General features: G+C 64.8%; 23 protein-coding genes and 1 riboswitch. Of the genes, 4 read left to right on the plus strand and 19 right to left on the minus strand.

The annotated features are described in order from the left end of the window. Positions 1–15 precede the first annotated feature (15 nt). The 7 genes from ABIB90_RS25450 to ABIB90_RS25480 form a co-directional block, all read right to left on the minus strand. Positions 16–267, minus strand: a complete 252-nt coding sequence (locus tag ABIB90_RS25450) for a hypothetical protein (protein ID WP_219678579.1) — start codon at positions 265–267, stop codon at positions 16–18. A 188-nt stretch (positions 268–455) separates the two neighbouring features. Then, positions 456–650 carry a hypothetical protein gene (locus tag ABIB90_RS25455; RefSeq protein ID WP_219678576.1) on the minus strand — a complete coding sequence of 65 codons (195 nt, stop codon included), beginning with the start codon at positions 648–650 and terminating at the stop codon, positions 456–458. Positions 651–829: 179 nt separating this feature from the next. Next, complete coding sequence (gene clpS / locus ABIB90_RS25460; protein ID WP_007594672.1) at positions 830–1,135, minus strand: ATP-dependent Clp protease adapter ClpS; 306 nt, start codon at positions 1,133–1,135, stop codon at positions 830–832. 43 nt (positions 1,136–1,178) lie between these two features. Beyond that, complete coding sequence (locus ABIB90_RS25465; RefSeq protein ID WP_007594670.1) at positions 1,179–1,520, minus strand: DUF190 domain-containing protein; 342 nt, start codon at positions 1,518–1,520, stop codon at positions 1,179–1,181. A 2-nt stretch (positions 1,521–1,522) separates the two neighbouring features. Continuing rightward, entirely contained in the window at positions 1,523–1,951 is a 429-nt protein-coding gene (gene crcB / locus ABIB90_RS25470) for a fluoride efflux transporter CrcB (RefSeq protein ID WP_219678574.1), read from the minus strand. A 6-nt stretch (positions 1,952–1,957) separates the two neighbouring features. Then, positions 1,958–2,356, minus strand: coding sequence for a fluoride efflux transporter CrcB (gene crcB, locus ABIB90_RS25475; protein ID WP_219678686.1), 399 nt, complete (start codon positions 2,354–2,356; stop codon positions 1,958–1,960). Between the two features lie 7 nt (positions 2,357–2,363). Further along, the gene (locus ABIB90_RS25480; RefSeq protein WP_354201570.1) at positions 2,364–3,575 is read right to left on the minus strand and encodes an MFS transporter; all 1,212 of its coding nucleotides are present in this window, start codon (positions 3,573–3,575) and stop codon (positions 2,364–2,366) included. Between the two features lie 136 nt (positions 3,576–3,711). After that, a riboswitch (Fluoride riboswitch) is annotated at positions 3,712–3,789 on the minus strand. 286 nt (positions 3,790–4,075) lie between these two features. On the opposite strand from ABIB90_RS25480, the gene ABIB90_RS25485 reads away from it, so the two are divergent. Further along, a complete protein-coding gene (locus tag ABIB90_RS25485; RefSeq protein ID WP_354201571.1) occupies positions 4,076–4,945 on the plus strand; it encodes a DUF1194 domain-containing protein in 870 nt (289 codons plus the stop codon). A 175-nt stretch (positions 4,946–5,120) separates the two neighbouring features. Then, positions 5,121–5,753: a hypothetical protein gene (locus ABIB90_RS25490; protein WP_219678568.1), complete on the plus strand. Its 633-nt coding sequence runs from the start codon at positions 5,121–5,123 to the stop codon at positions 5,751–5,753. A 4-nt stretch (positions 5,754–5,757) separates the two neighbouring features. On the opposite strand, the gene ABIB90_RS25495 is transcribed toward ABIB90_RS25490, so the two are convergent. Then, the gene (locus ABIB90_RS25495; RefSeq protein ID WP_354201572.1) at positions 5,758–5,937 is read right to left on the minus strand and encodes a hypothetical protein; all 180 of its coding nucleotides are present in this window, start codon (positions 5,935–5,937) and stop codon (positions 5,758–5,760) included. 31 nt (positions 5,938–5,968) lie between these two features. Continuing rightward, complete coding sequence (locus tag ABIB90_RS25500) at positions 5,969–7,027, minus strand: class I SAM-dependent methyltransferase (protein ID WP_027516562.1); 1,059 nt, start codon at positions 7,025–7,027, stop codon at positions 5,969–5,971. A gap of 168 nt (positions 7,028–7,195) precedes the next feature. On the opposite strand from ABIB90_RS25500, the gene ABIB90_RS25505 reads away from it, so the two are divergent. Next, complete coding sequence (locus ABIB90_RS25505; protein ID WP_354201573.1) at positions 7,196–7,798, plus strand: hypothetical protein; 603 nt, start codon at positions 7,196–7,198, stop codon at positions 7,796–7,798. Here ABIB90_RS25505 and ABIB90_RS25510 read toward each other — a convergent pair whose 3' ends face one another. The 9 genes from ABIB90_RS25510 to ABIB90_RS25550 all read right to left on the minus strand — a co-directional run bounded on the left by ABIB90_RS25510 (position 7,799) and on the right by ABIB90_RS25550 (position 17,061). Next, positions 7,799–9,046, minus strand: a complete 1,248-nt coding sequence (locus tag ABIB90_RS25510; protein ID WP_354201574.1) for a class I SAM-dependent RNA methyltransferase — start codon at positions 9,044–9,046, stop codon at positions 7,799–7,801. It lies immediately after the preceding gene. Continuing rightward, a complete protein-coding gene (locus tag ABIB90_RS25515) occupies positions 9,039–9,773 on the minus strand; it encodes a TlyA family RNA methyltransferase (RefSeq protein ID WP_354201594.1) in 735 nt (244 codons plus the stop codon). Before ABIB90_RS25515 ends, ABIB90_RS25510 begins: the two co-directional genes overlap by 8 nt. A gap of 26 nt (positions 9,774–9,799) precedes the next feature. Continuing rightward, positions 9,800–10,354 carry a nucleoside 2-deoxyribosyltransferase gene (locus ABIB90_RS25520; RefSeq protein WP_354161873.1) on the minus strand — a complete coding sequence of 185 codons (555 nt, stop codon included), beginning with the start codon at positions 10,352–10,354 and terminating at the stop codon, positions 9,800–9,802. Positions 10,355–10,387: 33 nt separating this feature from the next. Beyond that, positions 10,388–12,316 carry a 1-deoxy-D-xylulose-5-phosphate synthase gene (gene dxs, locus ABIB90_RS25525; RefSeq protein WP_007594649.1) on the minus strand — a complete coding sequence of 643 codons (1,929 nt, stop codon included), beginning with the start codon at positions 12,314–12,316 and terminating at the stop codon, positions 10,388–10,390. A gap of 599 nt (positions 12,317–12,915) precedes the next feature. Continuing rightward, positions 12,916–13,167: an exodeoxyribonuclease VII small subunit gene (locus ABIB90_RS25530; RefSeq protein WP_007594646.1), complete on the minus strand. Its 252-nt coding sequence runs from the start codon at positions 13,165–13,167 to the stop codon at positions 12,916–12,918. 73 nt (positions 13,168–13,240) lie between these two features. Next, entirely contained in the window at positions 13,241–14,170 is a 930-nt protein-coding gene (locus ABIB90_RS25535) for a histone deacetylase family protein (protein ID WP_354161866.1), read from the minus strand. A gap of 133 nt (positions 14,171–14,303) precedes the next feature. Further along, the gene (locus ABIB90_RS25540; RefSeq protein WP_354201575.1) at positions 14,304–15,962 is read right to left on the minus strand and encodes a bifunctional metallophosphatase/5'-nucleotidase; all 1,659 of its coding nucleotides are present in this window, start codon (positions 15,960–15,962) and stop codon (positions 14,304–14,306) included. 78 nt (positions 15,963–16,040) lie between these two features. Continuing rightward, complete coding sequence (locus tag ABIB90_RS25545; RefSeq protein WP_007594643.1) at positions 16,041–16,802, minus strand: enoyl-CoA hydratase-related protein; 762 nt, start codon at positions 16,800–16,802, stop codon at positions 16,041–16,043. 130 nt (positions 16,803–16,932) lie between these two features. Next, positions 16,933–17,061, minus strand: a complete 129-nt coding sequence (locus ABIB90_RS25550; protein ID WP_256375804.1) for a hypothetical protein — start codon at positions 17,059–17,061, stop codon at positions 16,933–16,935. On the opposite strand from ABIB90_RS25550, the gene ABIB90_RS25555 reads away from it, so the two are divergent. After that, positions 17,048–18,289, plus strand: coding sequence for an MFS transporter (locus ABIB90_RS25555; protein WP_354201576.1), 1,242 nt, complete (start codon positions 17,048–17,050; stop codon positions 18,287–18,289). The two genes, ABIB90_RS25550 and ABIB90_RS25555, sit on opposite strands and share 14 nt — an antisense overlap. Before the next feature lie 92 nt (positions 18,290–18,381). On the opposite strand, the gene ABIB90_RS25560 is transcribed toward ABIB90_RS25555, so the two are convergent. After that, positions 18,382–20,160, minus strand: a complete 1,779-nt coding sequence (locus tag ABIB90_RS25560) for an acyl-CoA dehydrogenase family protein (RefSeq protein WP_354161857.1) — start codon at positions 20,158–20,160, stop codon at positions 18,382–18,384. Positions 20,161–20,178 lie beyond the last annotated feature (18 nt).

Here is a 20,178-nt window from a genome sequence, read left to right on the forward strand (position 1 = left end):
TTTGCGATTGTTGATTTAGCGGCGCGCCGTCACCAAACGAGCTTCATGAACCCTGACATCGGATTCACCTCGGCGCAGACACGACGCTTCGAAGTCCGGCCAGACCTGGCCCAGGCAATTCCTGGCCACCGGATGGCTCGCCAGCCGGTCCGCCTTCGCCAAAGCAACGGTTTCGCGCGCTTTCACTTGCGGAGCGAAGCCGGGCAACACCATTACCGACACTCCGAGGAGCGCGAACATCGCGAACGCGATAAGAGATTTCATCATCGGGGGGCTGCTTTGCTGTTGCCTGCTCCCGCTGCGTTCGGGGAACGCTATCTCAACAATCAAAACAAGATATCGTTCACCACGTGCAACTTATATTTGAGTTCTGGTTTCCGGGAATGCTGCGCCGGCGCTCAAACTGGCACTGCTGCCTTGGGCTTCGCTCCATCGGCAGGCTGATGCATTCGCGACTAGCGCGGCGCCTTCAGGCCCGGCGAACTTAGCCAATCATGAATGTGCGAGGCTGTTTCGCTCAAGCGCGCCGCCTTGAGAAGCGATTCCCGCTGAACGCCGGGCGGGGCAATCTCTGCGCGACGGCGAGCCTCGGCTGCCAATTGGGCAAGGCGATTGCTCAGCGGGATGGTTCTCTTGGTGGTGTCTTGCATGGGACGCTCCGCATTGGGCGGGAGCGCAAAGACTCTCTCAGTCACCGATAGATGCCGTGACGGGCCGGTGATGGCTCACCATGCGCCTGTTGACGGCCAATAGATACATTATTCGGCAGAGCCGATTCGGCGCTGAAATCGCAACAGGGCGCCAAAGCACCAAAGCCGGGCCGGAGCCACTATTCCTCCGGCTCCGTGGTGAACAGCAGCGGATAGCCCTTGGTGCGGCCGGCATCCGTTGCGCGGGTAGCCTTGGTCTCGGCGACGTCCTTGGTGAAAACCGCGACCACGCAGGCGCCGAGCTTGTGGGCGGTGATCATCACCTTGTAGGCCTGATCCTCGGTCATCCGGAACTCGGCCTTGAGGATCATCGTGACGAATTCGCGCGGCGTGAAGTCGTCGTTGATCAGGATGACCTTATGAAGCTTCGGCCGCTCGACCTTGGTCTTCGTCCTGGTTTTCGGTTTGGCAACGGTATCGTTCATTCCGCCTCCCGGATATGGCGGGCTCGGGTTCCTGCCGGCGCGCTCAGCGCGCGGCCTTCTCACCATATTGCAGGACCTGCACCTTCTCCAAGGTGATCAGGCCGCTCGACATCATGCCATCCAGGATGGGCAGGAATGCATTGATGTTGTCCTCGCTGTCGACGATCTCGATCAGCAGCGGCAGGTCTTCCGAGAGCCGCAGAATCTTCGAAGTGTGCAGCCGGCTCGACTTGCCGAAGCCCATCGGGCCGCGCAGCACGGTGGCGCCGGCCAGATGCCGCTCGCGCGCCGTCATCACGATCGCTTCATAGAGCGGCTTGCCGTCGAAATGGTCGTTCTCGCCAATGAAGATCCGGAGCGAAACTGCCTGATTGGGGATTTGCATGATTAGCTCCTTCGCAAGCGGTTGGTGCCGCTGGCTATCATATGGCCTGCCCATACCGACACCAGCCAGCAAATGACGGATGCCGCGATATAGGCGAGCGCCGTATATTTCATGCCGCCGTGGAGCAGGCGGAAAGTCTCCAGGCTGAAGGTCGAAAAGGTCGTGTAGCCGCCGCAGAACCCGGTCATGACGAACTGCCGGTGCTCGGGCCGGGCCAGCAGGCGGCCGTCGGGCCCGGTCAGGGTCGCGTAGAAGCCGATGATCAGTGAGCCCGTGGCGTTGATGAACAGCGTCGCGACCGGGAAGCCGGGGCCGGTGTCGAGCGCAAGCCCGACCAGATAGCGCGCCAGCCCGCCGACCATGCTGCCGGCGGCAATCCAGGCATAGAGCGTCGCGGTGCGCCAGCGATCGGCAAAGGAGGGGGACTTCATCTGCCTCTAGCCTGCCAGAGTGTCCGCGAGGAGGAAGCCGCAACTGACGGCCGCGAGGCAGAGCACGACCGAGACCGCGACATTCCCGAGCGCGTGCATCGCCTCGCCGTTGCGCGCCAGCGTCAGCGTTTGCAGACTGAACGAGGACACCGTGGTGTAGCAGCCAAGAAAACCGGTGACCGCGAACAGCCATGGATCGGGCGCGGCGAAGACCGAGCCGGGATGGGTCGCCAATGCGCCAAAAATGCCGATCAGAAAGGCGCCGGTGACATTGATGGTCACGGTGCCCCACGGAAACGTCTCGCCCAGCCGCCGGGCGATCGCGCCGGAGATGAAATAGCGCGCGCAGCCGCCGAGCATGCTGCCGATCATGATCGCAAGCACTCCGCTCAGCACGGCGAACAGCCCCCCGTCATCGTTTCTCCTCCGTAGCCAGCCTGCCGCCGACGGCGAATAGTCCCACGAGCGCGACCAGCGCGAAGCCGAGCCCCGCCAGGAACGTGCCGGCCGGACCATAGGCATCCCACAAGGCGCCGGCGATCACGCTTGCGGCCAGCAAGGCAAGGCCGGTGAACAGGTTGAAATAGCCGAACGCGGTGCCGCGCAGGCTCGGTGGCGCCGCGTCGGCGACGAGGGCCGAGAGCAGGCCTTGCGTCAACCCCATATGCAGTCCCCACAGCACGACGCCGAGGGCGAGGCCCCCAAGGTTTGGCAGCAGCGCGAGCGCAAGATCGGCGCCGGCGAGGAAGACGAGGCCGAGCGCGAGCAGGCCGGTGCGGTTGATCCGGTCCGAGAGCACGCCGGCCGGATAGGCCGACAACGCATAGACGATGTTCATCAGCACCAGCACGGCCGGCACCCACATCGCATTGAGGCCGATGTTCTGCGCGCGCAGGATCAGGAAGGCCTCGCTGAAGCGCGCCAGCGTGAACACGACGCCAACCGCGACCACGCGCCAGTACACGGACCCGAGTTGGCGCACCGCGGCGGTATTCAGTGGATTCCTTGAGGGCTCCCGGCCAGGGTCTGGCTCCGGCTCGCTCACCGCGAACGCGATCAGTCCGAACGACAGGAAGCCCGGCAGCACGGCCACCCAGAACACCATCGTAAAATTGTCCGCCGTCCACCACATCAGGCCGATCGCCATGAGCGGCCCGACGAAGGCACCGATAGTGTCGAGCGACTGCCGCAGGCCGAAGCTCGCGCCACGCAGGCCGATGGGTGCGATATCGGCGATCAGCGCATCGCGCGGCGCGCCGCGAATGCCCTTGCCGACGCGGTCGATGAAGCGCGCGGCAACCAGCCATCCGACGCCGGGGGCAAGCGGGAATAGCGGTTTTGTCAGCGCGGCGAGTCCGTAGCCCAGCGCGGCGAGCAATTTGCGCCGGCCTAGCCAGTCGGACAACGCGCCGGAGAAGATCTTCGTGATCGAGGCGGTCGCCTCGGCAATGCCCTCGATGAAGCCAACGGTAAGCGTGGAGGCGCCGAGCACGGTGACGAGATAGACCGGCAGCAGCGCGTGGATCATCTCGGAAGAGACATCCATCAGCATCGAGACGAAACCGAGCACCCAAATTCCCCTGGGCAGCCCCGCACGTGCAGCATTCGGTGTTGTCGTCGTCACGTCCAGGACTTCTCCTCGGCCTCTGCTTGACCTCTGCTTGACCTCTCCTTGGCCTTCGCGTCCAGGCAACAAAAAACCCGCCAGCGGCGGGTTTGTCCATGCTCCCGCCGAAGGCAAAGGCTTAGAAATTGCCCGTCCTCAAGCAGGAGTCATCAGCCCATTACGGTCACAGGCCGCCGGGCGGTTGTCGGGGGACTCCATCCCCATCTGTGTCGCCAGCCTAGCATGAAAATGGCGCCGGACAAATGGGCGAGGGTGCTCTGTCCAGTGGCCCGTTCTTCCGGGGCGCATGGCGCATGACGGCATACCCGTGCCAGCGATCGCGCAGTCAGCGGCGCGAGCGCGGCAACATGGCGGCAGCTTTGCGTAATGCTTCGCAATTCCCGACTCGCAGATCCCAACGCGCAAATCCCTAACTGGAATGTGAAGCGCAAGCGATCTTCGGACTTTGCGGCAAGGCGATTGCATGTCACCATCGCGTCATACGACGGGAGGCTGCGATGCGCTTGCTGTTCTCGATCGGGGCTGTGCTGGTGACCGGCATGTTTGCCGGAGGGGACGTCGCGGGCATAGCGGCACCAGGACCCAAATTTGAGTCGCCTAAAATTCAGCCGCAGCGGCAAGCAGCCGACAGGGAGGCGCAGACGGTCGATGTCGAGCTGATCCTCGCTGTCGACGTCTCCTACTCCATGGACATGGACGAGCTCGCGATCCAGCGTGAAGGCTATGCGCAGGCGATCCAGTCGAAGGAATTCCTGCAGGCGCTGAAGCTGGGCCCGAACGGCCGGATCGCGGTGACCTATTTCGAGTGGGCCGCCTCGACCGACCAGAAGATCATCATCCCCTGGCGCCTGATCGACGGACCGGAGACCGCCGATGCCGTCGCCGCCGAAATCCTGAAGACGCCGATCCGGCGCGCCTCGCGCACCTCGATCTCCGGCGCGATCAGTTTCGCGATGCCGCTGTTCGACGAGGATCCCTATCGAGGCTTGCGCCGTGTGATCGATATTTCCGGCGACGGTCCCAACAACAATGGCACTCCGGTCACGATTGCGCGCGACGCGGCGATCGAGAAGGGCATCGTGATCAACGGCCTCCCGATCATGGTCAAGGAGCCGTCCTATTCGACCATGGATATCGACAATCTCGACTTCTACTATGAAGATTGCGTCATCGGCGGCCCCGGTTCCTTTGTCATCACGATCAAGGATCGCGAGAAGTTCAAGGAAGCCATCCGCACCAAGCTCTTGATGGAGGTTGCAGGCCGTATGCCGGAGCGCCCGGTGATGCGCGTTGCGGAGAAGGACAGGGAGCCGCGTGTGAACTGCATGATCGGCGAGAAGATCTGGTCAGACCGCTGGGGTCGCTGAGCGCGGCCCCCGGACGAGACCTTTTGCCCTATTTGCCCGCGATGGAATTTTAACCATGCGTTAACTGTTGCGTGGCCCTAATCGGCTGCTTCCAATTGTTTCCGGATACTGTTCTGACGTTCCTGTCGGGGCGCGAACCAAGCGGGCCTGTCAGACAAATCCGCCGAGCAATCCAATGGCCATCGTCTCATCGAGCACCAGCCAGATTTCGCCCGCCAACGAGCGGGTGTATCACCAGAGCGCCCTGCTCGGTGACTGGAAGGGCAATTGGGCGGGCAACAACCAGCCCGTCGGCTTCAAGGTCGTGAACATCCGCGGTGCCCGGGCGCAGGTCGAGTACACCCATAACGGGCACACCGAGCGCGGCTTTGGCGAGGTCGCCGGTTCGCTTCTCACCTTCGGTAACATCACGGTCGGCACCAAGGACGGCAAGAGTTTGGTGCTGTTATCCTCCGCGGGCGCTGGCAAGCAGACCGCGACGCTGGACAAGCAGGCGCCGCCGGCCTCGGACAGCCGTCTGATGGGAAGCTGGGGTGGCTATTCAAGTGACAATGGCAAGAGCGCGAGCTTCAGGGTGCTCGGTGTCAACGGCAACGAAGCGCAGGTCAGCGTCACCACCGACGGCGTCACCCGTCAGGGCACCGGCACCGTCTACAAGAACGTCATCATGTTCGGGCAGGCGCAGATTGCGACCGACGACGGGCAGAACGGCAAGATCATCTACCAGGTCGGCAACAAGTCATTCATGGTGCCCGTGACGAAATATCCGCCGGCGGACACATCGTCCTCGGTGGACAGGACGGCATAGCCGATCACGGCTGCTGCTCGCTGGACCGCGTCAGCGCCTTCAATTGCCGGTCGATCTGACGCAAGACGTCGCACGCGGGCGCCAAAGCGCCATTACCGATCATTTGCGGCGGCCAGCTTACGTTGCCGCGCGAGCGAGGCAAGGATGTCGGCGCCAGGCGTGGCTGCAGCATCGGCATGGCCATATACCGCAGCCACGCGCCGGAATGGGGAAGATCAGATCCGCGCCTCCAGAATCAGATTGAAGGGCGTTTCAGCTGCGCGGCGGAAGCGCGTCAGTCCGCCCTCTCGCGCGACCTTGCGCAGCCTTGCCTCGCCGGCTTGCGCGCCCAGTGCGAGGCCCACCTCCTGGTCGAGCGAGGCCGGCGTGCAGATCATGGTCGACGCCGCATAATAGACCCGCCCGACCGGGTTGAGATTGTCCTCGAGGCGGTCGCCTGCGAACGGCTCGACCAGCATGCAGGTGCCGTCCTTTGCCATGGTCTCGCGCACGTGGCCGATGGCGCCGACGGGATCGCCCATGTCATGCAGGCAATCGAAGAAGCAGACGAGATCATAGCCCTCGGCCGGATAGGTCTTGGCGGAATGAACAGCGAAGCTGACCCGGTCGCCCAATCTGGCTTCGGTGGCCGCCTTTCGCGCGGCCTCGATCGAACCCTCGTGATAGTCGAAGCCGTAGAAGCGGGAGTTCGGGAAGGCTTCCGCCATCAGCCGTGTCGAGACGCCGTGCCCGCAGCCGACATCGGCGACCTTGGCGCCGCGCTTCAGCTTGTCCACGACGCCGTCGAGCGCGGGCAGCCATTCCTGCACCAGATGATGCATGTACCCGGTCCGGAAGAAGCGGGCGGTGCCGCAGAACAGGCACTCGCTGCGCCGGTTCCAACCGACGCCCTTGCCGGATTTGAATGCGTCCGAGACCTTCGGCTCGTCGAGAAACGCCGAGGCAATGACATTGCCGAACGCGCCGAGGAACACCGGACTGTCCTCATCGGCAAGCGCCATCGCCTGCTCCGGCAGCATCGAGAATTTTGCCGAAGCGGAATCGTATTCGATATAGCCGGATGCCGCCTGGCTCGCGAGCCATTCGCGGACGTAGCGCTCCGCCGTCCCGGTGGCGCTTGCGAGCTCGGACGAGTTCATCGGTCCCTTGGCGGCAAGGGTACGGTAGAGACCGAGCTTGTCCCCGAGCAGGACCAGCGACGCATTCATCGCTGCCCCGAATTCGGTGACCATCTTGCCCATAAAGGCATTCAACCTGTCGGAATTGACCTCCATGACAGCCTCCGTGCTGACGCGCCCCCTTAGGTGGGTCAATCCGGAATGCGGGAAGTTCAAACTGGCAGGAAAACGTGATCCCGGAACTCAAGGGAAGACTGGTGTCGCTATGCTGGCATTCATGCTGTCTGGTGGGTATAATTCGCAAGCTTTTCGACGGTTATTTGGATGTCCAGGCTTACACGCTCTTGCGGTCTCGCGGTTTTTCTTGCCCTGCTCTGCCTCGGCGAAGCGCCGGCTCATGCGCAAGGCGCACCCCTGCAATATTGGATCCCCGGCGGACCTTTCGGCTTCGGCGGCGTTGCCGGCCAGAGCGCCGACAGCTACGGCAATTTCCCGAGCTTCAATGGCGGCGACGCAAGCGGCCGCAGCAATTTTGCGAACGGCTTCTTTGTCGGCAGCCAGCATGGCAATCTCAATTGGAGCGGTCTCAGCCCGGCCGGACTGAGCGGCAATTTCAGCGCGCTCTCCTACGACAGCACGCAGTTCGGCTACAACACCAAGACTGCGGACGGCATGCCCGTCACGTTCTTTGCCGGTTTCGACACCCTGAAATACGGCAACGGCATCGGCAGCTCGCTTGCGCCGCTCACCTCCAGCGCCTCGCCCGGCTACGGCGCATTTGCGGGTGTCGAGTTCAAGCCGACCTCCAACCTCAGCCTGTCGTTCGGCGCCGGCTTCACCCAGCAGGACTCGGGCCGCATGGATAGCGATCTCAGATCGAACATGCTGCCCGGCGAGTCGCCGGCGTTGAGTGGCCTTCGGCGCTAACTAGCGCGTGAACTTCGCAACCAGCTCGACATGCGGCGTGTGGCGGAACTGATCCACCGGCACGACTACGTCAATCTTGTAGCCGCCATCGATCAGCAGCCGCGCATCGCGAGCAAAGGTCGCGACATTGCAGGAGACCGCGACCACCACCGGCACCTTGCTCGCGGCGAGCTTCAAGGCCTGCGCCTGTGCGCCCTGGCGCGGCGGGTCGAACACGACAGCGTCAAAATCGCGCAGCTCCGGCGCCACCAGGGGACGGCGGAACAGGTCGCGCGGCTCGGCCTTGATCGGCTTGAGCCCCGGCGTGCGTGCTGCTTTTTCGAGCGCTGCAATGGCGCCGACGTCGTTGTCATGGGCGCTGATGCGGGTCTTCTCGGCGAGCCGCAACGCAAACGGCCCGACACCGCAGAAGAGGTCGAGAACGTTCTTCGCCTTGCCGATGCGCTCCGCGACCAGCGACGCAAGCGTCTCTTCGCCGGCGACGGTGGCCTGCAGGAACGAGCCCGGCGGTAGCGTCACTTCGGCGCGGCCCATCTGCAGGGTCGGTGGCAGGCGTTGCAGCACCAGTTCGCCGTGCCGTGTCAGCCGTGCCAGGCGATGCTGCTCGGCGACGCGCGACAGCGCCGTCACGAGCGGCGTTGGCAGCGGGCCGGAGCCGCGCACGTCCACGTCGAGACCGTTGGCGGTCGCGGTCACCTGGATGTCCAGCGGCTTCGTCACCAGCATTTTGGACGTCAGCAGTTCGGCGAGCGCCCAACCGGCATCGAGCGCGCCCTCGAGCCCGGGATCGAGGATCGGGCAACGATCGATCGGGATGACATCGTGCGAGCTCGCAGCCGAGAAGCCGACCTTGAGGATGTCATGGGTGCCCAACCGGCCGTGCAGCGTGATGCGCCTGCGTCCCGCACCGTGGGCATCGACCAGCGGCGCCACCTCGCAGTCGATGCCGGCCTGGGCCAGGGTCTCGACCACGATGCCGCGCTTCCAGGCGTGATACGGTTCAGTCGCCCAGTGCTGGATCGCGCAGCCGCCACAGACGCCGAAATGCGGACAGAACGGCGCGACGCGCTCGGGGCTGGCGACATCCACCGCCAGCAGCTTGCGGCGATCAGGATGGTTGCCGACGACACGATCGACCTCGACGGTCTCGCCGCCGAGCGTGTAGGGCACATAGACGGCATCACCAGCGTCGAGCGAGACGCCGTCGCCGCGATGGCCGACGTGATCGATCGTCATGCGCTCAACCACGGCGCGCGCCCAGGAAGAATTCGATATTGCCGTCGCCGCCGGTGATCGCCGACGGGAACACCTCGATATCGGTGCAGCCGAGCGAGGCCGCAAAGGCGGCGATGTCGTCGCAGATCTCGCGGTGCACGGCGGCGTCGCGGACGATGCCCTTCTTGTTGTGCTTCCGGTCCGCCTCGAATTGCGGCTTAATCAGTGCCAGCAGGCTCATCGGCGCGGCCGCCAGCGACAGCGCCACGGGCAGCACCGTCTTGAGCGAGATGAAGCTGACGTCGATCACGACGACATCGGGCCGCGCCGGCAAACGCTTGCCGTCATAGGCGCGGATGTCGGTCTCTTCCATCGACACGATTTTGGAGTGACCGCGCAGCGAGGGATGCAGCTGACTAGAGCCGACGTCGACGGCAAAAACGAGACTCGCGCCATTCGCCAGCAGCACCTCGGTAAATCCGCCGGTGGACGCGCCGACGTCGAGGCAGACATGGTCCTCGATCTCGATCGGATAGCGCTCCAGCGCGCCGGCGAGCTTGACGCCGCCGCGGGAGACGTAGGGGTGCGCGGGCTCGGCCTGGATCACGGCGTCCTCGGCGATGGTCTCCGACGGTTTTGCCACCCGCTTGTCGTCGGCCGTGACGAGCCCGGCCTCGATCGCCGCGCGCGCCCGCGCCCGGCTCTCGAACAGGCCGCGCTCGACCAGCAGAACATCCGCGCGCTTGCGGGCAGGGGACATCATCTCTCCGAAGACGCCTGAGGCGCTTATGTAGCGATCAATCGCGCGGCCGCCATCCGGACGCAAGCCTCGAACGCGGCCAGATCGTGCCAGACGTCGATCGGCATTTGCGCCGGCGTCACCAGCGGGCAGCCATGCAGCTCCAGCGCGTGGATCATCATGAGATTGTCGACGAGGCCGAAATCCTCGACCGTCAGCCCCTGCGCATCGATCAGCCGCCCGTCCTCTGACGTCACGTCCATGAAGCGACTGAGGCGGTCGGCATAGGCGGCGCCATCATTGGAATAGGCGAGGCAGAACTTGCGGCGGCCGGCCATGTAGCCGAGCTCGTAGACCGTGCCCGGATCGGCGCCGGCGCCGCGGAACGGCGTGAGGTTGGCGATGATCGCATCGGCGCCGTCCATCATCGCCTCGTTGCCGCAGAAGATCTGCCGCGAGGCGTCGGGAGCGGCGAGGTCGATCTCGTTGTCGAGGGGATAGAGGCCGGTGAGGCCGTTCGCGGCACAGATCGCGACCTTCTGCCGGCCGATCTCGACCGCATCTGGCAGGAACACGTCGGGGCCTGCCAGATAGATTTTCATCAGAGCTGCTTCGCGGAAGGTCGAAGCTCGCTGTTAGGCGAGCTTGACCGTCTCGGCCTTGACGTCCTTGCCGAGCGCCTCGAACACCTTGGCGACGATGCCCTTGGCGTCGAGACCGGCACGACCGTACATCGCCGCCGGGGTGTCGTGGTCCTGGAACACGTCGGGCAGCACCATGGTGCGGAACCGCACCAGGCCGCTGTCGAGCGCGCCCTGGTCGGTCAGGTATTGCGCGACATGCGAGCCGAAACCGCCGACCGAGCCTTCCTCGATCGTGATCAGGATCTCGTGGTCGCGCGCGAGCTTGAGCACCAGCTCGGTGTCCAGCGGCTTCATGAAGCGCGCATCCGCGATCGTGGTCGAAAGGCCGTGGGCCGCGAGCTCGTCGGCGGCCTTCTCGCATTCGGCAAGGCGCGTGCCGAAGGAGAGCAGGGCGATCTTGCTGCCCTCGCGGACGATGCGGCCCTTGCCGATCTCGAGCGGAACGCCGATTTCGGGCATCTCGATGCCGCGGCCTTCGCCGCGCGGATAGCGCAGGGAACTCGGACGATCGTTGATCGCGACCTGGGTTGCGACCATGTGCACCAGCTCGGCTTCGTCGGCCGCCGCCATGATCACCATGTTCGGCAGACAGCCGAGATAGGCGTTGTCGAACGAGCCGGCATGGGTGGCGCCGTCGGCGCCGACGAGGCCGGCGCGGTCGATGGCGAAGCGCACGGGCAGGCTCTGGATCGCGACGTCATGCACGATCTGGTCGTAGCCGCGCTGCAGGAAGGTCGAGTAGATCGCGCAGAACGGCTTGTAGCCTTCGGTGGCGAGACCGGCGGCGAACGTCACCGCGTGTTGCTCGGCAATGCCGACGTCGAAGGTGCGGTCCGGGAACGCCTTGTTGAAGATGTCGACGCCGGTGCCGGAGGGCATCGCCGCGGTGATGGCGACGATCTTGTCGTCCTTCTCCGCTTCCTTGACGAGGCTCTGGCCGAACACGTTCTGATAGGCCGGCGCGTTCGGCTTGGACTTGGCCTGGGTGCCGGTCGCGACGTCGAACTTGACCACGGCGTGGTACTTGTCGGCGGAGGCTTCCGCCGGGCCGTAGCCCTTGCCCTTCTGCGTCACGACGTGGAGCAGGATCGGGCCGGTCTCCATGTCGCGCACGTTCTTGAGCACGGGCAGGAGATGGTCGAGGTTGTGGCCGTCGATCGGGCCGACGTAATAGAAGCCGAGCTCCTCGAACAGCGTGCCGCCGTCCATCATGAAGCCGCGGGAATATTCCTCGACGCGATTGGCGCGGTTGGCGAGGATCTTGGGCAGGCGCTGGTTGATCTGCTTGGCCACATCGCGCAGCGTGCGATAGGTCTTGCCGGAGTAGAGCCGCGACAGATAGGCGCTCATCGCGCCGACCGGCGGTGCGATCGACATGTCGTTGTCGTTTAGGATGACGATCAGGCGCGAGTTCATCGCCCCCGCATTGTTCATGGCCTCGTAGGCCATGCCCGCCGACATCGCGCCGTCACCGATGACGGCGATAACGTTGTTCTTGCCGCCGGAGAGGTCGCGCGCGACGGCCATGCCGAGGCCGGCGGAGATCGAGGTCGAGGAATGCGCGGCGCCGAACGGATCGTAATCGCTCTCGCTGCGCTTGGTGAAGCCGGACAGGCCGCCGCCGGTGCGCAGGGTACGGATGCGATCGCGCCGGCCGGTGAGGATCTTGTGCGGATAGGCCTGGTGGCCGACGTCCCAGATCAGCCGGTCGCGCGGGGTGTCGAAGACGTAATGGATCGCAGTGGTGAGCTCGACCACGCCGAGGCCTGCGCCGAAGTGACCGCCGGTCACCGAGACGGCATCGATGGTCTCCTGACGCAGCTCGTCGGCGACCTGGCGAACCTGCTCGACCTTGAGCTTGCGCAGGTCGTCCGGCGTCCGGATGGTGTCGAGAAGCGGCGTTTTACTATATGCGTTCACGGCGATTTCCAATTTGTCAGCGCCGGAAGATTGTTCCGGTGCGCGATGGGTTTGCTCAATATCGGCGCAGCGCGAGTCCTTAAACCGTCGGAGCCACCTGCATGGGGCAAAGCCCCGTCTTCAAGCTTAGGTGAGCTTAAGTGCTCTCCGGTTCAGTCTCTGTGATCCCTGTCACTTAGATCGGCTTCGTCCATCCCAGCCAATTCATCAGCAGTTTGAAGCGCTTGTCGTCGGTAATCAGTGCCTACGCAAGGCTTACAAAAAGCCACACTCCGCGCAGCTTTACACCAAAGCTTGGGCCAAAGCCAACCCGCTGGGCCGATTACGGGCATGCACCTGCAACCCCCGGGCCAGAGTGGTTAATCCCAGCGCCAGCGGAAGGGTTCCAAGCTTGCCCGGTTCCTCGGCAAGGTTTTTCGCGTGCGGAAGCTATTTTTAGACGGATTTAGGAGGGCGAGGGGCCCTCTGCGGGAGGTTCCGTGATCTCCAGAGTGCCGGTTCCCTTGAATCAAGCAGCAGCAGCAACGCCGACGGCGCCGTGCGATCATGAAAAATTGCCGGTGCCCGCTGCGTGAGATAGGCGGCTTTGAAGGCGGCCCTTACTGGACGTCGAGCGGCGCGGTGCCGGTGGCCTGGCCGCTGGCATCGGTGGTGATCTTGTCGACGCGCGCCTCGGCCTGGCGCAGCAACTCCTCGCAGCGGCGCTTCAGGGCCTCGCCGCGCTCGTAGATCGTCACGGATTCCTCGAGCGGCACCTTGCCGTCCTCGAGCCGCTTCACGATGGTTTCGAGCTCCTCGATGGCGCGTTCGAAGGTCAGCCTGGAGATGTCGATTTGGGTATTTTCGGCCATATAAGTTTCCGATTGCCCGATTCGCTTCATGTCGGAGAAAGCAAAGTTTTGCGGGCGCAATGTGGCGGGTGTGTCAGGCGCCCATCAGGGCGCCGACATGCGCCGTAACAGATTCTTTCAGTCCTTGCAGGTCGTAGCCGCCCTCGAGCACAGAAACAACGCGCCCCCCGGCGGTCTTGTCGGCGAGGTCCATCAGCTTGCGCGTCACCCAGGCATAATCCTCCGCGCGCAAATTCAGCGACGCCAACGGATCGCGATAATGCGCGTCGAAGCCCGCAGAGATGACGAGCAGCTCCGGGCTGAATTTTTCGAGCTGCGGCAGGATCAAATTCTCGAACGCGATGCGGAATTCCGGCCCGCCGTCCTCGGAGGCGAGCGGCGCGTTGACAATGGTGTCGTGGTCGCCGCGCTCGCTCTTGGCACCGGTGCCCGGAAACAGCGGCATCTGGTGCGTCGAGCAGTACATCACGGTCGGGTCCGACCAGAAGATGTCCTGCGTGCCGTTGCCGTGATGCACGTCGAAATCGACGATGGCCGCGCGCTTGATGCCGTATTTGCGCTGCGCGTGGCGCGCGGCGATGGCGACGTTGTCGAAGAAGCAGAAGCCCATCGGCTTGCCGATCTCGGCGTGGTGGCCGGGCGGGCGCACCGCGACGAAGGCGTTGCGATGCTCGCCATTCATCACCGCTTCGGTCGCCGCGACCGCGCCGCCGACGCCGCGCATCACCGCTTCCCACGTGCCCGGCGACATCGAGGTGTCGCCATCGATATAGACGAGGCCGCTGGTCGGCGCGATGTGGCGCAGCTCCGTGACGTAGTGCTCGTTGTGGCAGAGCGTGACGAGATCGAGATCGCCCTCCGGCGCCTGGTCGCGCACCAGGAACTGGAAGCGCTCGTGCGACAGCGCCTCCTCGACCGCGCGCAGGCGGTCCGGCCTTTCAGGGTGTCCCGGCGGCGTGACGTGGTCGAGGCAGGCCTTGTGGGAGAGGAGAAGCGTACTCATCAGTCGGCCTCATGGGATGCGGGCTCTCGACGTCGCTTGGCGCATCCGGCGCCAAAACGCAAATGCAAAACCCAATCTATGCGTTCCCCCGGGAATGGCAAAGGGTGTCCCGAACCGGCCCGTTTGATCCGGATCAATTCACGCGCAGGATGCGGCTCAGCGGCAGCGGCCCGATCGGTCCGTGCGCCCTGAAGAACGCGAACAGCGCGTCAGCGTCGTAGCCGCCATATTGCGGCCCCGTGCCTTGTTTGGCGACCGTAAAGCCGTCGCCGCCAACTGCGAGGTAATCGTTGAGGGTGACGCGGTAACCGCTTCCGGCTTCGATCAGCCTGCCGTTGAGCGTCATCTTCTCGTTGATCACGCGCTCGCCGAATGGCTTCGCCGCATCCCAGGCGTAACTGAACCCGTTCGAGACCTGGAGAATCCGCGGCCGCTTCGGATCGAGCCATTGCTGCTCCAGCATGTCCTTGAGCTGGCTGCCCGTGAGCGTCGTGGTGACGAGCCGGTTGCGGAACGGCTGGCTGGCGAAAACGTCGCCGAAGGTGATCGCGCCGTTCTCCTTCGGGACGATGTCGGTGCGGATACCGCCGGGATTGGTGAGCGCGATGACGGCGCCGCCATCCTTGGCGTCCCTGGTCGCGGCGAGCTGCGCGTCCGCAATGACGTCGCCGAGCGGGCTTTCTCCGGCCTTGTTGGGCACGCGTGACAGCGCCTGCGTCACCGATCCAGCCGGGCGATTGGCGATCGGCGCCGAAAGCCTGTCGTAGGCATCGATCAGTGCGGTCTGCTCGGGATCCCTAGGCAGCGAGGCGTTGGCGACGAGGACGTTCTCGGCCCGGGCGCTGACGACGTCGCGGGTTACAGGATCGAGCTTGAGGTCGATCGCGGTGACCAGCGTCCCGTATTTGTCCCCGCTGGTGACAAGCCGCCCGTCAATATCGCAGACATAAGCACGATGAGTGTGGCCGCTGACGACGACGTCGACGGCGCGATCGAATTGTTTCACGATGTCGACGATCGGCCCCGTGATCGCAGGGCATTCGTTGTAGTCGCCGGCCGGCTCGCCGCCCTGGTGGATCAGCACCACGATCGCCTCGACCCCGCGCGCCTTCAGCTGCGGCACCAGCGCGTTCACCGTCTCGGCTTCGTCGCGGAATTCAAGACCCGTGATGCCCGATGGCGAGACGATGCCCGCGGTGTCCTTCAAGGTCAGCCCGATGAAGGCGATGGGGATGCCCTCGAATTCCCTGATCTCGTAAGGGGGCAGCACGCTCCTGCCGGTCGCGGTCTCGATGGTGGACGCCGCGAGATAGCGGAATTTGGCGCCCGTGAAGGGGTGCGGCCCCTGGCAGCCGTCGACGGGATGACAGCCCCCGTTCTGCATCCGCAACAGCTCGGTCTTGCCCTCGTCGAATTCGTGATTGCCGACCGAGGTGATCGCGAGCCCCATCATCGAGAGCGACTCGATCGAAGGCTCGTCGTGGAACATCGCCGACAGGAACGGGCTCGCGCCGATCAGGTCGCCGGCGGCGACGAAGATCGTGTTCTTGTGGCCCTCGCGCAGCTGCTTCACCAGCGTCGCCATGTATTCGGCACCGCCGGCCGCCACCATCACCTTCCTGGACTTGTCCTCGGGATCGCTGATCCGGATGCCGCCCGGCGGCGGGCGCAGATTGCCGTGGAAATCGTTGATCGCGAGGATGCGCAGCTCGACGGGGGCGGGCGTTTGGGCGGACGCGGGCAGGGCAGCGAGCGCGAGCGCGAAGACGGTCAGGCGGAGAACATGTCGCATGGAACCAGACTAGTCGTTCCGCACGAAGTTTTCACGAAAGTTATCGCGTCATTCCGGGACGAGGCGCCGGGCGGCAGCCTACTTTTTCTTCTTCCTGCTCGCAAACGCGTTGAACGCGGCGGTGGCTTCTTCCGACTTCAGCCGCTCGCCGAACAAATGGGCCTCCTGGTCGATCCGGCGGGTGAGCTCCTCGGATGCGACGCGCAGCAGTTTGCGCGAGGTCGCGACCGCTTCGGCGGGGAGCCGGCAGATATCGCGCGCCACCTTGCGCGCCTCGACCTCGGTATGTCCCGGCGAGACCACGGTGTTGACGAAGCCGGCGGCATGCGCTTCCGCGGCCGTAAAAGTCCGCCCCATCACCAGCATGGCGAAGGCGCGCTGGTAGCCCATCGTGTTCGGCATCAAGAGGCTGGACGCGCCGACCGGCACGAGCCCGAGATGGATGTAGGGCGCGGAGAAGGTCGCCGCGTTCGAGGCCAGCACATAGTCGCAATGGAACAGCATCACGGTGCCCATGCCGATCGATGCACCGTCCACGGCCGCGATCACCGGCTTGGCGTTGAGGGCGAGCGAATAGAGAAACTTGGCGCCGTCGGACAGCGTCTCGGGGCGCGACGTGTCGGCGTGCATGAAATCGTCGATATCATCGCCGGCGGTGAACACGCCGGAGCCTCCGGTGATGATCATGCAGCGGATGTCGGGATTGTTCTGCGCGGTGTCGATCGCGCGGCTCATCTCCCGATACATGTCCTGCGTGATCGCGTTCTTCTTGCTCGGGCGACGCAGGGTGATCACGCGTGTTCCGCGCTCTTCGGTGACGACGATATTGCCATTCGGCATGAGGGGCCCCTGCGGTCACCGCGATACTGACATTGGCTAGACTCGCGAAACGTCAGCCTACATCATCTTGCAGGCGTGCCAATGCGCTCGCTCAACCTTTTGGAGGTCGAATTCGCCCGAGACGGGCGCATCACGCTCCCGCCGTGTGACGCGTTGCAATAATCAGCTGCCATTTTCGATTGAAAAACCCCTGGTTGTGGTGCACGATCGCCTCGCGCCGCTCCATTTGGCCGATTGCCTGATTGATGATTGCCGCCACTCGTGTTGACGAATCCTCGCTGCACTATCGCGGCTGGCGCGTCGTGCCGGCCTGCTTCCTGATGGCTTTCTTCATGTTCGGCTTCGGCCTCTACGGCCAGGGCGTCTATCTCGCCGAACTCCAGCGCGCCCATGGCTGGCCGGGCACGCTGGTCTCCGCGGCCAGCACCTTCTCCTTTCTCCTGACTGCCGTCCTCGTCATCTTCACCGACGATCTGCTCGCCCGCATCGGGCTTCGGTCGCTGATCCTGTGCGGCCTGTCGGCGCTCGGCGCTTCGACGGTGCTGCTGGCGCTGCTGCAGACGCCCTGGCAGCTCTATCTCGCCTATGCGCTGATGTCGGTCGGCTGGACCGGCATGGGCACGGTGGTGATCGCGACCGTGCTGAACTCCTGGTTCGAACGGCGCCGCGGGCTCGCGCTCAGCCTCGCCTACAACGGCGCGACCTGCGGCGGCATCGTCCTCGTGCCGCTGCTGCTGTCGCTGAGCGCCAGCATCGGCTTCCGTTCCGCGATGCTGGCAGCCACGCTCGCGATGGTGGTGCTGGTGCTGCCGGTGGTGGTCATCTTCACCGGCTGGCGGACCGAAATGCCGCCGACGCCGGGTGGGGATTCATCCGCTGGCGGCACTGCCTTGCCCGCGATTCACTCGCGCAAGACGCTACTTGCCAACGCGGCGTTCTGGACCATGGTGCTGCCGATCGCGGTCGCGCTGCTGGCGCAGATGGGATTCATCATCCACCAGGTGACGTTCCTCGAACCGCTGATCGGCCGCGCCAGTGCGGGCCTTGCCGTCACCGTCATGGCGGCGATGGCGGTGGTCGGGCGCCTGTCGCTCGGCCTGTTCGTGGACCGGCTCGATCCGCGGCTCGCCTGCGCGGCATCGATGACGAGCCAGGCGGCGGCTCTGTTCGTGCTTCTGCAAAGCACGAACCCGACCGTGCTGCTCGTGTGCTGCGCCGTCTACGGCTTCTCGATCGGCAACATGATCACGTTCCCGCCCTTGATCATCCAGCGCGAGATCGGCGCGAGCGCCTTCGCCGCCGCGATGGGACTGGGCACGTCGATCAGCGGCATCGTCAGTGCCTTCGGCCCCGGCATCGTCGGTCTCGTGCGCAGCGTAACCGGCGATTACACGACGGCATTTGCGATGTGCGTGGTGCTCGACCTGTTGGCGGCGGGCGTGGTGCTGTGGCGGCCGGGGCGACGTACCAAGCTCGCGGCTTCGTAGCCCGGATGGAGCGCAGCGCAATCCGGGATTCGTGCCACGAGCAATGACGGCCCTGGATTACGCTGCGCTCCATCCAGGCTACGCCGTCCCAGCTACCCCAACAGCACCGCATCCGCCGCCGCGACCGACTCCGCGCTTTCCGTCACGGTGCGCTCGAGCGCGCCGGCCTGCACGGCGATGTTCTCGGCGAAGAAGCGCGCCAGCGAGACGTAGCGCGCGGCGTCCGTGATGCCATCGGATTTCGCGGCGAGCGCTTCGGATGCCAGCATGCAGCCGCCGAGCGTGGCGCCGAACTGTTGCAGATACGGCGTCGCGCCGGCCAGCGCCTCGTTCGGCGCGGACGCAACCCGCTCCAGCAGCCATTTGCTGGTGCGCGTCAGCGCCTCCAGTGCCTCGCGCAACTTCACGCCCGTGGTGCCGAAGGCGGGATCGTTGGAAGCTTCGACCTGCTTCACGATGGCCGAGAGTTCGTCGAGCAGCGCCCACACCGCTGCGCCGCCGTTGGCCGCGAGCTTTCGCGTGACGAGGTCGATGGCCTGGATGCCGTTGGTGCCCTCGTAGATCGCGGTGATGCGGGCATCGCGATAGTGTTGTGCCGCGCCGGTCTCCTCGATGAAGCCCATGCCGCCATGCACCTGCACGCCGAGATAGGCGACCTCGTTGCCGATGTCGGTGGAATAGCCCTTGGCCATCGGCGTCAGCAGCGCCGCGCGCGCGGCAGCGTCGGCGCGGACCTTCGGATCACTGGCGCGCGTCGAGACGTCGATCGCCACCGCGGTCGCGTAGCAGATGGTACGCGCCGCCGCGGTCTGCGCCCGCATCCGCATCAGCATGCGCTTGACGTCGGGATGCACGAAGATCGCATCGGAGCCGTCACCCTTCTTGCCGAGAGCGCGGCCCTGCTTGCGCTCCTGTGCGTAAGACAATGCCTGCTGATAGGCGCGGTCGGCAACACCGACGCCTTCGAGGCCGACGCCGAGGCGGGCCTGGTTCATCATTGTGAACATGCAGCGCATGCCCTGGTTCTCTTCGCCGACCAGGAAGCCGATGGCGCCGCCATGATCGCCCATTGTCATGGTGCAAGTGGGCGAGGCATGCATGCCGAGCTTGTGCTCGACGCCGCTTGCGAAAATGTCGTTGCGCGCACCCAGCGAGCCGTCTTCGTTGACCATGAATTTCGGCACCAGGAACAGCGATATCCCCTTGGTGCCGGCCGGCGCGTCCGGCAGGCGCGCCAGCACGAAATGCACGATGTTGTCGGTCATGTCGTGCTCGCCATAGGTGATGAAGATCTTCGTCCCCTTGATGCGATAGGTGCCGTCGGCCTGCTTCTCGGCGCGGGTGCGCAGTGCGCCGACATCGGAGCCGGCCTGCGGCTCGGTCAGCTGCATCGTGCCGGTCCATTCGCCGGAGACGAGCTTCTCGAGATAGATCTTCTTCAGCTCATCGCTGCCATGCGCGTCCAGAGCCTCCATCGCCGACGCCGTCAGCAGCGGGCAGAGGCCGAAGGCGACGTTGGCGGCGCTCCAGATCTCGGTGCAGGCGGCGTTGATCGCGAGCGGCAGGCCCTGGCCGCCAAAATCCTCGGGGCCGGAGACCGCATTCCAGCCGCCCTCGGTCCAGCGCTTATAGGCATCCGGCCAGCCCGGCGCGGTCGTGACCTTGCCCTCGCTGAGCTTGATGCCGTGCTCGTCGCCGACCTTGTTGAGCGGCGCCAGCACGTCGGTTGCGAACTTGCCGGCTTCCTCCAGCACGGCGCTCACGATATCGCCGTCGAAATCGCCGTAATGGCCGGCCTCCATGGCAGCCTTCAGGCCGGCGCCGTGGTTGAGCGACAGCAGCATGTCAGAGATTGGCGCGCGGTAGGTCATGGCTCACTCCCGTGGACA

This window comes from Bradyrhizobium sp. JR4.1 (assembly GCF_040548605.1).
Taxonomy (GTDB): Bacteria; Pseudomonadota; Alphaproteobacteria; order Rhizobiales; family Xanthobacteraceae; genus Bradyrhizobium; species Bradyrhizobium canariense.